Source organism: Micromonospora sp. WMMD882 (assembly GCF_027497255.1).
In the GTDB taxonomy this organism is placed as follows: Bacteria; Actinomycetota; Actinomycetes; order Mycobacteriales; family Micromonosporaceae; genus Micromonospora.
This window is the reverse complement of the sequence record NZ_CP114903.1, coordinates 1721252-1733938: the sequence shown is the minus strand read 5'-3', so window position 1 is coordinate 1733938 and position 12687 is coordinate 1721252. Positions and strand designations below refer to the sequence as shown.

Sequence of the window (12687 nt, the reverse complement as noted above, 5' to 3'; positions counted from 1 at the left end):
CTCCTCGGCGGATCGGGCGAATCAGGTGGCCGGGCGAATCAGGTGGCCGGGCGAATCAGGTGGCCGGGCGCGTCACCCGGGCCGGGCGGTGGAGTGGACCGGGCGGGTCGGGCGGTTCAGGTGGGCCGGGTGGGGTGGGTCAGGGCAGGGTCAGCAGGTCGGTGACCCGGACCGGCTGGCCGGTCTCGAAGGACCGGTTGGCGGCCAGGCCGGTGAGCAGCGCCAGCGCCCCGTCCCGGGCGGTCGCCGCGCGGCCCATCGGGTCGGCCGCCCCGCCGAACAGGACCCGGGTCATCCGGGCGTCCGCGCCGCCGTGTCCACCCCGGGTGTAGCCCTCCACCGGCACGGTCCGCGGTCGGGACCAGAACGGACGCAGGGTGATGGTGGCCGAGCCGTGCTCGGCGGCGGCCTCGTCGCCGTGCAGGGCGGCGCCCTTGAGCGCGCCGGCGGCCTGCGGGCTGACGAAGTCGCTCTCCACGACCTCCAGCTCCAGCCGGCCCCGGCTGCCGTTGACCATCACCCGGTAGCCCTCCCAGGGGGCGTACGCGGTGAGGTGGTACGTCATCGTCGCGCCGGTGGAGTAGCGGGCCAGCACCGCCATGTCGTCCTCGATGGTGACGCCGGGGGCGAACACGTTGCGGTCCCGGTGGTAGCCGTCCTCGGTCTCGGCGTCCAGGTACAGCTCACGCAGCCGGGGGTGGGTGGCCAGGTGCAGGGCGAACGGGTCGTCACCGGCGGCGGGCGCGCCGTGTGCCCGGTCGTAGTCGCGGGCGTAGCCGTGGCGGCGGCCGTTCTCGCCGTAGAAGAACAACCGGCCGGCGGCGTACACCTCGACCGGCGTCGCGTCCAGCCACCAGTTGACCAGGTCGAAGTGGTGGCTGGCCTTGTGTACCATCAGGCCGCCGGAGTTGGCCCGCTCGCGGTGCCAGCGGCGGAAGTAGTCGGCCCCGTGCCGGACGTCGAGCAGCCACTCGAAGTGCACCGAGCCGATCTCGCCGACCGCCCCGTCGGCGAGCAGTTGCCGGACCTTCTCGTGCAGCGGGTTGTAGCGGTAGTTGAACGCCACCCGCACCTGCCGGCCGGTGGCCGCCACCGCGTCGAGGATCCGCTGGCAGCGGGGCGCGTCGACGGTCATCGGCTTCTCGGTGACCACGTCGCAGCCGGCGTGCAGGGCGGCCACCACGTACTCGTCGTGGGTGACGTCGGTGCTGGTCACCAGCACCACGTCGACGCGTTCCTCGACCAGCATGGCGGCGAACTCGGCGGCCGGGTACGTCGGGACCGGCGGGTGTGCCAGCTCGGTCAGCCAGCGGTTGTGCGCGTCCATCCGGGCCTGGTTGAGGTCGGCGAAGGCGACCAGCTCGGCGGTGTCGGCGTGGTCGAGCACCAGCGCCCGGACGAACATCTCGGCCCGGGCCCCGGCGCCCACCAGGGCGTGCCGGGCCCGTGTCCCGGTTCCGGATGACATCGCGTATCGCCTCCCGACGGACTGCAAAGGTTTGCAGCGAAGTAACCACGACGGTTGCGGCGACGTCAACGGTCGATGGAAAAACCGCGTCATAGATCCCGCTTTGACCAGGTACGACAGGGCGGGCGGCCCGCCGCCGAAACAAAACCGACATCGAAGAACCCGTTGACAGCAACACAACCGTTTGCATTAATTGGCGACACCCACGTGACCGCAGCCACACCGACCCGCCACCGAGGGGCCGCCGTGCCAGCCACCATCCGAGACGTCGCACGGGCCTCCGGCGTGCACATCTCCACGGTCTCCCGCACGTTCTCGGCCCCCCACCTGGTCAACCCCGACACCCGGGTACGGGTGCTGGCCTGCGCCGAGGAGCTGGGTTACCGGCCGAACCGGGCCGCGCGGGCGCTGATCACCGGCCGCACCCACAACATCGGGCTGATCATCGCCGACATCGCCAACCCGTTCTTCCCGCCGTTGATCAAGGCGGCCGAGAGCCAGGCCCGGCACCGCGACTACCACGTCTTCGTGGCCGACACCAACGAGGACCCGGTCGCCGAGGAGGAGCTGGTCCACGCGATGGCCAAGCAGGTCGACGGCGTCCTGCTGTGCAGCCCCCGGATGAGCAACAGCCTGATCGAGCAGCTCAGCCGGGAGGTCCCCCTGGTGGTGATCAACCGGCAGGTGGCCGGTCTGCCGTGCGTGATGATGGACGTGGGTCAGGGCGCCCGCGCGGCGATCGAGCACCTGCTCGCCCTCGGGCACCGCAAGCTGGCCCTGCTCAGCGGGCCGCGCGGCTCCTGGACCAGCCGTGAGCTGCGCCGGGCCGCCGTCGCGGCGGCGCGGGCCGGCGGCGCCGAGCTGACCGTGCTCGGCCCCAACCCGCCCACCGGGACCGGCGGCGCCGGGCTGGCCGAGCAGGTCCGCCGCGCCGGGGTGTCGGGGGTGCTCGCCTACAACGACCTGATGGCGATCGGGCTCATCGAAGGGCTCGACGCGTCCGGGATCCGGGTGCCGCAGGACGTGAGCGTCGTCGGGGTCGACGACATCGCGCTCAGCCGGCTCACCCGACCCAAGTTGACGACGGTGGCCACACCGACCTCGGCCGCCGGCCGGACGGCCGTCGACATGCTGCTGCAACACGACACCGGCGTCCGCGCCCGTGGCGCCCGTGGCGGCACGTCCGACGACCGTCGCACCACCGCACAGGTACTACTCCAGACCGAACTGGTCGTCCGCGACTCGACCGCACCCGCATCCCTGGACGGTCGGGGCGTCGCCGGCGCCGTCGTGGCCGACCCGGACCCGCACTGTCCTGCGGGCCCGGGTCACCCGGCGACCGTCACCGGTGACGTCGTCGCCTCCTAACGCCAAGGAGTGAGCGCACATGCACCCCGCAACCACCACCGCCGGCCCGCCCTCCGGGCCCTCCCACCGTACCCCCCGCCGTCGCCTGCTCCGCGGCCTGCTCGCCGCGGTCGTCGCGGCGCCGCTGGTGCTCGGCGCCGCGGCCTGCGGCGGGGACGACGCGGCCAGCTCCGACCCGGACGCCCCGGTCAAGCTCTCCATCTTCTGGTGGGGCGGCGAGGCCCGGGCGAAGTTGACCGAGGAGGCCCTGGCCCTCTACACCCAGAAGCACCCGAACGTCACGTTCGAGAAGACCTGGCAGGCCAACCAGGGCTACTTCGACAAGCTGGCCACCCTGACCGCCGGCGGCAACCCGCCGGACATCTTCCAGATCGACGACAACTACCTGTCCGAGTACGCGTCCCGTAACACCACTCTCGACCTGACGAAGTACAAGGACGACGGCGAGCTCGACGTGTCGACGTTCCCGGAGAGCCTCTGGAAGTACGGCGTCGTCGACGGCAAGCTGGCCGGCCTGGCCGCCGGGGAGAACACCCAGGGCCTGGTCTACAACAAGACGCTGCTGGCGAAGAACGGCCTGCCCGAGCCGACCACCGGCCAGAGCTGGGAGGAGCACATCGCCTGGGCCGAGCAGGTGGCGCGCAAGACCAGACTCGGCACCCAGGACCCGAGCGCCGACTACAAGGCGTTCTGGGTGTGGCTGCGCCAGCAGGGCAAGGACCTCTACAACGGCTCGGACCTCGGTTTCACCGCCGAGGACGTGACCAAGTGGTTCGAGTTGTGGAAGGGCGCCCGGGACCGCAAGGCGACCCCCACCCCGGACGTCATCCACGAGGGCAACGCCACCGACATCACCAAGCAGCTCGTGGTGACCGGCAAGGCGGCGACCTCCTGGGTGTGGGTCAACCAGATGCCGGAGCTGAAGAAAAACACCAAGGACGAGCTGGGCGTCATCGCGTACCCGGGTGACCCGAGCGCGCAGTGGGCGCGGGCCTCGATGTACTGGTCGGTCTTCCGCGGCAGCAAGCACAAGGACGTCGCGGTCGACGTGCTGAACTTCCTGACCAACGACCCGGAGGCGGTCAAGCTCCTCGGCACCGACCGGGGCCTGCCGTCCAACCTGGAGCTGCGCAAGCAGGTCAGCGACAGCGTCACCGACCCGGCGATGAAGCAGTCCATCCAGGTCGAGTCGGACCTCGCCGCGAAGTTCGGCCAGTCCCCGCAGGTGCCGATCAAGGGCCACAGCAAGGTCAAGTCCGAGCTGATCAAGGCCGCCGAGAACGCCCAGTACGGGCGGGCCACCCCGGCCGAGGCGGCAGCGCAGTTCATCGCGGCCTGCAAGTCCGCCATCGCCTGACCGCTCGGAGAGGAGTCGGCCCGTGGCCCTGACCACCGCGCCCGACCCGACCCGCCGCGACACCGGATCCGTCCGGCCCCACGCCCGACGTGGGGCCGGCGGACTCCGGCACAGCGAAGGTCTGGCGGGTTACGTCTTCCTGTCGCCCTGGCTCGTCGGCCTGATGGCCGTCACGGCGATCCCCATGATCCTGTCGCTCTACCTGAGCTTCACCAACTACGACATCCTGACCCCCTGGTCGGAGATCGAGTGGGTGGGGCTCGCCAACTACGAGCGGATGTTCACCGCCGACCCGTCCTACTGGCACGCGGTCCAGGTGACGCTGAAGTTCGCCCTGATCGCGGTGCCGCTCAAGCTGGCCGCCGCGCTCGGGGTGGCCCTGCTGCTCAACCGTGCGTTCCGTGGGGTCGGGCTGTTCCGCGGCCTGTTCTACCTGCCGTCGCTGCTCGGCGGCAGCGTCGCGCTGGCCATCGTCTGGGTGAACATGTTCAACCGGGACGGCGCGTTCAACTCGCTGCTGGGCCTGTTCGGCATCGAGGGCAAGCCCTGGGTCAACGACCCGGACTGGGCCCTGGAGACCCTGATGGTGCTGGCCATCTGGCAGTTCGGCGCGCCCATGGTGATCTTCCTGGCCGGGCTGAAGCAGGTCCCCACCGAGCTGTACGAGGCCGCCTCGGTCGACGGGGCCAACAAGTGGCGGCAGTTCCGCGCCGTCACCCTGCCGATGCTGTCCCCGGTGATCTTCTTCAACCTGGTGCTGGAGACCATCAACGGCTTCCAGGGCTTCACCGCCGCGTTCGTGCTCAGCAACGGCACCGGCGGCCCGGTGGACTCCACCCTGATGTACACGCTCAACCTCTACATCGCCGGCTTCACCGACCTGAACATGGGCTACGCCTCCGCGATGGCCTGGGTGTTCCTCATCGCCATCGCGGTCATCACGGTGGTCTTCTTCAGCACCGGACGGTTCTGGGTGCACTACTCCGACGGGGAGGACCGGTGACCGCGATCGCGCCCCCGGCCGCCGTCCGCCGCCCTCGCGGCGGTGGCCGCCAGGCCGTACGTCTGCTCGTGCTGGTCGCGATCCTGGGGATCGTGCTGTACCCGCTGTTCTGGATGATCGGCACCTCGGTCAAGTCGCAGCAGGAGATCGTCAACAACATCGGCCTGCTGCCCGAGGTGTTCACCCCGGGCAACTACGCCGACGGGTGGACCAACTTCGACGTCAGCTTCGGCCGGTTCTTCTTCAACAGCGCGATGGTCAGCCTGCTGTCCGTGGTCGGCAACGCGGTCTCCTGCCTGCTCGCCGCGTACGCCTTCGCCCGGCTGCGGTTCCGGCTGCGCGGCGTCTGGTTCACCGTGATGATCGGGACGCTGCTGCTCCCCGGCCACGTGCTGATCGTGCCGCAGTACATCCTCTTCCGGAGCATGGGCATGGTCGGCGGCGACTGGCCGTACCTGCCGCTGCTGGTGCCGCAGTTCCTGGCCACCGAGGCGTTCTTCGTCTTCCTGATGGTGCAGTTCATGCGGGGCATCCCCCGGGAGCTCGACGAGGCCGCCAAGATCGACGGGGCGAACGCGTTCGGCATCTTCCGGCACGTGATCCTGCCGCTGAGCCGGCCGGCGCTGGTCACCACGGCGATCTTCTCGTTCATCTGGACCTGGAACGACTTCTTCCGGCAACTGGTGTTCCTGTCCGAGCTGACCGACTACACCGTCCCGGTGGCGCTGACCCTGTTCATCGACTCCACCAGCCAGAGCGCGGTCGGACCGATGTTCGCCATGTCGGTGCTCTCCCTGCTGCCGGTGTTCCTGTTCTTCGTGGCGTTCCAGCGGATGCTCGTCGAGGGCATCAACACCAGCGGCCTGAAGGGATGAGCCGATGAGCGTCGACGTGCCCGTCCGGCGGGACTGGCGGGACACCGCCCGCGACGCCAGCGACCTGGCGGTGCTCGGCTTCGCCCTGCTGCTGGGCGCGTTGCCGCTGCTCACCGCCGGGGCGGCCGTCGCCACCGCGAGCGCGGCCGTACACGACTGGCTGGCCACCGGGAGCTGGCCGCCGGCCCGGGACAACCTGCGCCGGTACGGCCGGGCGGCGCTGCCCGGCGTGCCGGCGACGCTGCTGGGGCTGGCGGTCGTCGTACTGGTGGCGCTGGACCTCACCGCCCTGGCCCGGGGCCGGGTGCCCGGCGGTACGCCGATGCTGCTGGTCACCGTGGCGGCGATGGTGGCGGCCCTCGGGTATGCGGCCCTGGTCGTCGTGCACGTCGGACGCGCTGGCGGCCGGGGCTGGCGGGCCGCGGCGCTCGTCGCCGGACGGGAGTGCCTGGACCGGCCGGCGCGGTGGGCCGGCGTCGGCGCGGTGGCCGGGATCGCCGCCGTGCTGGCGGTCATGGTGCACCCGGTGGCGGCGCCGATCCTGGCCGGGTACGCCCTGGCCGCCCTGCACGCCGTGAGCCGGCGTCAGCCGGCGACCCGAGGGGAACGCCGGTGACCCGGCTCCTGGTCGACGGGACCGAGGTGGCCCGGTACGTGCTCGACCCGGACCTGGACCCCCGGCACGGGGTACGCCCGTACCTGCACCCGGTGCGGACCCTCGCCGGCACGACGGTCACCGACGTGCTGCCCGAGGACCACGTCTGGCACCTGGGCGCCTCGCTGGCCGTGCAGGACGTCAACGGCACCAACCTGTGGGGCGGCCGGACCTACGTCCGGGACGCCGGTTACACCTGGCGGGACGACCACGGCCGGATCAGTCACGTCGAGTGGTACCGCCGGGACCCCGACCATCTGGAGCACCGGCTGCGCTGGTGTGACCGGGACGGCCAGGTGCTGCTCACCGAGCGCCGCCGGCTGGTCGCCCGCCCGCTGGACGGGCGGACCTGGGTGCTGACCGTCGGCTACGCGTTGACCGCGCCGGCCGGTCAGGACGTGACGTTCGGCAGCCCGGCCACCAACGGCCGGCCCGGCCCGACCGGGTACGGCGGGTTCTTCTGGCGGGCGCTCGCGGCCGACCCGCCCGAGGTGCGCACCGCCACGGCCGAGGGGGAGGAGGCGGTCAACGGCAGCGCCGAGCCCTGGGTGGCGATGCTCGGGGCCAGCCCGCAGGGGGCGGCGTGGACGCTGCTCTTCTCCGGGCTCACCGAGGGGGACCGCTGGTTCGTCCGCAGCGGCATGTATCCGGGGGTGTGCGCGGCCTTCGCGTTCGACGAGCCCCGGGTGATCCCGGCCGGCACGTCCCGCCCCGGCCGGCACCGGGTCGCGGTGGTCGACGGCCACCTCGACCGGGCCGCGCTGGCCGCGCTCGCCGCCCGGCTGGACCCGCCGGCCTGACCGCCGCCCGCCCCGGACGGCGTGCGGGGCGGGCGGCGGTCAGGCCGGGGCGGGGGCGGTGCTGTCGCGGCGTACCAGCTCGACGTCGAGCACCTCGACGCGGTCGCCGTCGACCTCGGGCTCCAGGGCGAGCGTCATCGCCCGCGCGCCCATCTCCACCAGCGGCAGCCGGACGGTGGTGAGGGTGGGGGTGACGTCCCGGGCGATCGGCATGTCGTCGAACCCGGCGACGGAGATCTGGTCGGGCACGGTCATGCCCCGAGCCCGCAGCAGCGACAACGCGCCGACGGCCATCGAGTCGTTGAGGGCCACGATCGCGGTCAGGTCGGGCGCCCCGTCGAGCAGGGCGGCGGTGGCGGCGACGCCGCTGTCCCGGTCGAACCCGGCGTAGCGGATGTGCTCCTCCGGCAGGGGCAGCCCCGCCTCGGCGAGGCCCCGGCGCAGCCCGGCCAGCCGGTCCGTGGTGGTGGTGAGCAGCCGGGGGCCGGCGATCACCCCGATCCGTCGGTGCCCCAACGCGGCCAGCTCCCCGGCCAGCAGGTGGGCGCCGGACTCGTTGGCCGGCATCACCGCGTCCCCGGCGTGCTCGTGCCGGCCGATCACCGCGACCCGGCCGCCGGTGGCCTCGTACGCGGCGAGCTGCTCGTTGAGCCGGGTGGTGAAGCCGTCGTCGTGGTAGCCCGAGCCGGCCAGGATCATCGCCGCCACCTGCTGGCCGCGCAGCAGGTCGACGTACTCCAGCTCGCGTTCCGGGTCCCGGTAGCTGTTGCAGATGATCAGCAGCTTGCCGCGCGCGGTGGCCACCCGTTGCAGCCCCCTGGTGACCTCGGCGAAGTACGGGTCGGAGACGTCGTGCACGATCACGCCGACCACGCTGCGCTGCGGCCGGGCCAGGAGCTGGGCGTGGGCGTTGGGCACGTACCGCAGGTCGGCGACGGCCCGCAGCACCCGGTCGCGTAGCTCCTCGGTGACCGTCTTGCTGCTGCCGTTGATCACCCGCGACGCGGTCGCGGGGGAGACCCCGGCCCGCCGGGCGACGTCGGCCAGCGTCGCCATGGCCACCCCCGAGTCGCTCTGTCGATGTGCCTCGCGCCGCCGGGCGCGCCTCAGGTTACCGCAGGGCGTGGACCGGTCCCAGCGTCCGTCGGGTCCGGCAGGTCACACGACGTGTCGGGGTGGGGCCTTGCCCGGCGACGTCGGGGACACCTACCCTGCTTGGGAAAGCGCTTGCCTGAGGTGGAAGGAAGACCATGACCCGCAGGCCGATCGGCATCATCCTCAACGGCGTCACCGGCCGGATGGGGTACCGGCAGCACCTGGTCCGCTCCCTGCTCGCCATCCGCGAGCAGGGTGGCGTGCCACTTGACGACGGCACCACCATCTGGCCGGAGCCCGTGCTCGTGGGCCGCAGCGAGACCCGCCTCCGGGAGATCGCGGAACGGCACGGACTGGCGGACTGGACCACCGACCTGAGCGCGGCGCTGGCCCGCGACGACGTGAAGATCTACTTCGACGCCCAGGTGACCCAGCAACGGGAGAAGGCGATCCGGCAGGCCATCGAGGCCGGCAAACACGTCTACACCGAGAAGCCGCTGGCCGAGACGAGCGCCGCCGCCCTGGAGCTGGCCCGCGCGGCCGGCGCCGCCGGGCTGCGGACCGGCGTGGTGCAGGACAAACTCTTCCTGCCCGGCCTGCGCAAGCTCAAGCGGCTCGTCGACGGCGGCTTCTTCGGGCAGATCCTCTCGGTGCGCGGCGAGTTCGGCTACTGGGTGTTCGAAGGCGACTGGCAACCCGCGCAGCGGCCGTCCTGGAACTACCGCGCCGAGGACGGCGGCGGCATCGTCGTCGACATGTTCCCGCACTGGCAGTACGTGCTGGAGGAGCTGTTCGGCGAGGTCAGGGCCGTGACGGCGGTGATCGCCACGCACATCCCCCGCCGGGTCGACGAGTCCGGGGCGGCCTATCCGGCCACCGCCGACGACGCCGCGTACGGCATCTTCGAGCTGGCCGGCGGGATCGTCGCCCAGCTCAACTCCTCCTGGTGCGTCCGGGTGCACCGCGACGAGCTGGTCGAGTTCCAGGTGGACGGCACCGAGGGCAGCGCGGTCGCCGGGCTGCGCGGCTGCAAGGTCCAGCACCGGGCGGTCACCCCGAAGCCGGTGTGGAACCCGGACCTCCCGGTGACCGAGAGCTTCCGGTCCCAGTGGACGGAGGTGCCGGACAACGAGGAGTTCGACAACGGCTTCAAGGTGCAGTGGGAGGCGTTCCTGCGGCACGTGGTCGCCGGGGAGCCGTTCCGCTGGGACTTCCTCGCCGGGGCGCGCGGCGTGCAACTGGCCGAGCTGGGCCTGCGCTCCGCCCGTGAGGGCGTCCGCGTCGAGGTGCCGGAGCTGGACCGGTGAGCGCCCAGGTGCGACTGCCGGGCGGGGAGACGTACCGGCTCGGCGGGGGCGACGGATTCGCCCGCCCGGCCGGCCCGCCCACCTCCCGGGTCGCGTACGCCGCCGCGCACGTCGTCGCCGACCCGGGCGCGGAGAACGTCCCCGGCGCGCCGGCCGCCCTGGACTGGGAGCGCACCCTCGCCTTCCGCCACCACCTGTGGTCGTACGGCTTCGGGGTCGCCGAGGCGATGGACACCGCCCAACGGGGGATGGGGCTCGACCACGCGGCCACCCGGGAGCTGATCCGCCGCAGCGCCGCCGAGGCGCGTTCGGTCGGCGGGCGCATCGTCGCCGGGGTCAACACCGACCACCTGCCGCCGGGGGAGTACCCGGTGGCCGAGCTGACCGCGGCGTACCGGAGCCAACTGGAGGAGGTGCTGACCGCCGGCGCCCGGCCGGTGCTGATGTGCAGCCGGCACCTGGCCTCGGCCGCCACCGGCCCCGACGACTACCTCGCCGTCTACGCCGAGCTGCTCACCGCCAGTGACGAGCCGGTGGTGCTGCACTGGCTCGGGGACATGTTCGACCCGGCGCTGGCCGGCTACTGGGGCGCCACCGACCTGGACCTGGCCGCCGACACGGTGCTCCAGCTCGTCAAGGACCACGCCGACAAGGTCGACGGCATCAAGATCTCCCTTTTGGACGCCGGTCGGGAGGTCGCCCTGCGTCGCCGGCTGCCCGCCGGGGTGCGCCTCTACACCGGCGACGACTTCCACTACCCGGAGCTGATCCGGGGCGACGGGCAGGGCCACTCCGACGCGCTGCTGGGCATCTTCGCCGCCATCGCCCCGGCCGCCGGCGCGGCGCTGGCCGCCCTGGACGCCGGCGACGTCTCCACGTACGACCGGATCATGGCCCCGACCGTGCCGCTGGCCCGGCACCTGTTCGGGACGCCGACCTGGCACTACAAGACCGGCATCGTGTTCCTGGCCTGGCTGACCGGCCACCAGGAGCACTTCACCATGGTCGGCGGCCAGCAGGCCGGCCGTTCCCCGGCCCACCTGGCCCGGCTGCTCGTCCTCGCCGACCGGGCCGGTCTGCTGCCCGACGCCGACCTGGCCGCCGCCCGGGCCCGGGCGTTGTTCACCGTCGCCGGGGTGGCCCAGTGACCGCCGCCCGGCAGCTCGTGCCGGGCGTCGACGTGCCGGCCGGACTGGAGCGGTTCTCCTTCAACCAGGCGACCGCGAAACACTGGCCGCTGGCGGAGGTCGTCGCGGGTTGCGTCGACGCGGGCGTCCCCGGCGTCGGCCTGTGGCGCGAGCCGGTCGGGGAGTACGGCGTGGCCCGCGCCGCCCGGCTGGTCCGCGACGCCGGGCTCACCGTCACCTCGCTGTGCCGTGGTGGCTTCTTCACCGCAGACGACGACTGGCGGACGGAGAACCTGCGGGCCATCGAGGAGGCCGCCGCCCTGGACTGCCGGGTGCTGGTGCTGGTCTCCGGCGGTCTGCCCGCCGGCAGCCGGGATCTCGCCGGCGCCCGGAACCGGGTGGCGGACGCGATCGCCGAGCTGGCCCCGCACGCCGCGGCGGCCGGGGTGACGCTGGCCATCGAGCCGCTGCATCCGATGTTCTGCGCCGACCGGTGCGTGGTCGCCAGTCTCGGGCAGGCGTTGGACATCGCCGAGCGGTTCGACGTCGGCGTGGTCGGGGTGGTGGTGGACGCGTACCACGTCTGGTGGGACGACGCGGTCCACCAGCAGATCGCCCGGGCCGGTGACCGGATCGCCGCCTTCCAGGTGTGCGACTGGGTGACCCCGCTGCCCGAGGGGGTGCTGCTGGGGCGGGGCCTGCCCGGCGAGGGCTGCATCGACCTGCGTGGACTGCGGGCGGCGGTGGACGCCGCCGGCTACGCCGGCCCGGTCGAGGTGGAGGTCTTCCACGCCGACGTGTGGGCCCGCCCCGGTCGGGAGGTGCTGGACGCCTCGGTGCGGGGCTATCTGGAACACGTGCGCTGACGTCGGACCACCGCCGCCCGGTCCCCTCCACCGGGCGGCGATGGTGACGGCCCCGCCCCCGCGATTGTCTTCTACAGGTGTAGAAACACATGGTACGGCGAGTCGACGACCGGTGGGGGAACCAGTGACAGGCCGGGTAAAACGGGTGGACCTGCTGGCGGACGCGGCCATCGACCTGATCGCCGAACAGGGCATCCGGGGGCTCACCCACCGGGCGGTGGACGCCCGCGCCACCATGCCGACCGGCACCACCTCGGCGTACCTGCGGACCCGCCGGGCCCTGGTGGAGGCGGTGGCGCAACGCGTCGTCGACCTGAACCGCGCCGACTACGAGGCCCGCCACCTGCCGGTCGACCCGTCGGCCGGGCCGCTGCCGCCGCTCACCGCGGCCGACCTCGACCAGCTCGCCACCGCCCTCGCCCTCCTGCTCGACACCTGGCTCGGCCCCGGCCGCAACCGCGTGCTGGCCCGGTACGCCTGCCAGTTGGAGGCGACACACCACCACGAGCTGCGCCGGCTCCTCGCCCACGGCACGCCCATGCGGGAGCAGATCCGGGGCCTGCTCGCCCAGGCCGGAGCGGTCAACCCGCGCCGGCAGGGCGAGCAGTTCGTCGCCTTCGTCGACGGGCTGCTCTTCGACCGGCTGGTCGGCACCGGCGGACTGGCCGCGCCGCCCCCCGGCACCGAGGAGAGCCGGGAGGACCTGCGCGACGCCGTCCGTACCCTGCTGCGTGCCCTGACCGGACGCTGACCCCGGCCCCGACCC

General features: G+C 72.8%; 12 protein-coding genes. 10 read left to right on the top strand and 2 right to left on the bottom strand.

All coding sequences use genetic code 11. The annotated features are described in order from the left end of the window. Nucleotides 1–139 precede the first annotated feature (139 nt). Nucleotides 140–1468, bottom strand: coding sequence for a Gfo/Idh/MocA family oxidoreductase (locus tag O7606_RS06545; protein WP_281598166.1), 1329 nt, complete (start codon nucleotides 1466–1468; stop codon nucleotides 140–142). Nucleotides 1469–1714: 246 nt separating this feature from the next. On the opposite strand from O7606_RS06545, the gene O7606_RS06540 reads away from it, so the two are divergent. From O7606_RS06540 to O7606_RS06515, 6 genes are read left to right on the top strand one after another with little or no spacing between them, the layout of a single operon-like run. Then, entirely contained in the window at nucleotides 1715–2836 is a 1122-nt protein-coding gene (locus tag O7606_RS06540; RefSeq protein WP_281598165.1) for a LacI family DNA-binding transcriptional regulator, read from the top strand. Between the two features lie 19 nt (nucleotides 2837–2855). After that, entirely contained in the window at nucleotides 2856–4193 is a 1338-nt protein-coding gene (locus O7606_RS06535) for an extracellular solute-binding protein (RefSeq protein ID WP_281598164.1), read from the top strand. 22 nt (nucleotides 4194–4215) lie between these two features. Next, a complete protein-coding gene (locus O7606_RS06530) occupies nucleotides 4216–5196 on the top strand; it encodes a sugar ABC transporter permease (protein ID WP_281598163.1) in 981 nt (326 codons plus the stop codon). After that, nucleotides 5193–6071 (top strand): carbohydrate ABC transporter permease, encoded by an 879-nt coding sequence (locus tag O7606_RS06525; protein WP_281598162.1) that lies wholly within the window; start codon nucleotides 5193–5195, stop codon nucleotides 6069–6071. The genes O7606_RS06530 and O7606_RS06525 overlap by 4 nt, the downstream gene beginning before the upstream one ends. A 4-nt stretch (nucleotides 6072–6075) precedes the next feature. Beyond that, a complete protein-coding gene (locus O7606_RS06520; protein ID WP_281598161.1) occupies nucleotides 6076–6687 on the top strand; it encodes a hypothetical protein in 612 nt (203 codons plus the stop codon). Further along, nucleotides 6684–7526: a PmoA family protein gene (locus O7606_RS06515; protein ID WP_281598160.1), complete on the top strand. Its 843-nt coding sequence runs from the start codon at nucleotides 6684–6686 to the stop codon at nucleotides 7524–7526. The genes O7606_RS06520 and O7606_RS06515 overlap by 4 nt, the downstream gene beginning before the upstream one ends. A 39-nt stretch (nucleotides 7527–7565) precedes the next feature. Here the strand turns inward: O7606_RS06515 and O7606_RS06510 are convergent, their stop codons facing one another. Continuing rightward, nucleotides 7566–8582 carry a LacI family DNA-binding transcriptional regulator gene (locus O7606_RS06510; protein WP_281598159.1) on the bottom strand — a complete coding sequence of 339 codons (1017 nt, stop codon included), beginning with the start codon at nucleotides 8580–8582 and terminating at the stop codon, nucleotides 7566–7568. 194 nt (nucleotides 8583–8776) lie between these two features. Between O7606_RS06510 and O7606_RS06505 the strand changes: the two genes are divergently transcribed. The 4 genes from O7606_RS06505 to O7606_RS06490 all read left to right on the top strand — a co-directional run bounded on the left by O7606_RS06505 (nucleotide 8777) and on the right by O7606_RS06490 (nucleotide 12672). Beyond that, nucleotides 8777–9928 (top strand): Gfo/Idh/MocA family oxidoreductase, encoded by a 1152-nt coding sequence (locus O7606_RS06505; protein WP_281598158.1) that lies wholly within the window; start codon nucleotides 8777–8779, stop codon nucleotides 9926–9928. Beyond that, complete coding sequence (locus tag O7606_RS06500; RefSeq protein ID WP_281598157.1) at nucleotides 9925–11076, top strand: dihydrodipicolinate synthase family protein; 1152 nt, start codon at nucleotides 9925–9927, stop codon at nucleotides 11074–11076. Before O7606_RS06505 ends, O7606_RS06500 begins: the two co-directional genes overlap by 4 nt. Then, nucleotides 11073–11921, top strand: coding sequence for a sugar phosphate isomerase/epimerase (locus O7606_RS06495; protein WP_281598156.1), 849 nt, complete (start codon nucleotides 11073–11075; stop codon nucleotides 11919–11921). The genes O7606_RS06500 and O7606_RS06495 overlap by 4 nt, the downstream gene beginning before the upstream one ends. 145 nt (nucleotides 11922–12066) lie before the next feature. Then, nucleotides 12067–12672 carry a TetR/AcrR family transcriptional regulator gene (locus O7606_RS06490; RefSeq protein WP_281598155.1) on the top strand — a complete coding sequence of 202 codons (606 nt, stop codon included), beginning with the start codon at nucleotides 12067–12069 and terminating at the stop codon, nucleotides 12670–12672. Nucleotides 12673–12687 lie beyond the last annotated feature (15 nt).

Bases quoted from the DNA above. Each gene is read 5' to 3' on its own strand.
- O7606_RS06520 (WP_281598161.1), top strand. From the start codon at position 6,076: ATGAGCGTCGACGTGCCCGTCCGGCGGGACTGGCGGGACACCGCCCGC.
- O7606_RS06545 (WP_281598166.1), bottom strand. From the start codon at position 1,468: ATGTCATCCGGAACCGGGACACGGGCCCGGCACGCCCTGGTGGGCGCC.
- O7606_RS06505 (WP_281598158.1), top strand. From the start codon at position 8,777: ATGACCCGCAGGCCGATCGGCATCATCCTCAACGGCGTCACCGGCCGG.
- O7606_RS06535 (WP_281598164.1), top strand. From the start codon at position 2,856: ATGCACCCCGCAACCACCACCGCCGGCCCGCCCTCCGGGCCCTCCCAC.
- O7606_RS06510 (WP_281598159.1), bottom strand. From the start codon at position 8,582: ATGGCGACGCTGGCCGACGTCGCCCGGCGGGCCGGGGTCTCCCCCGCG.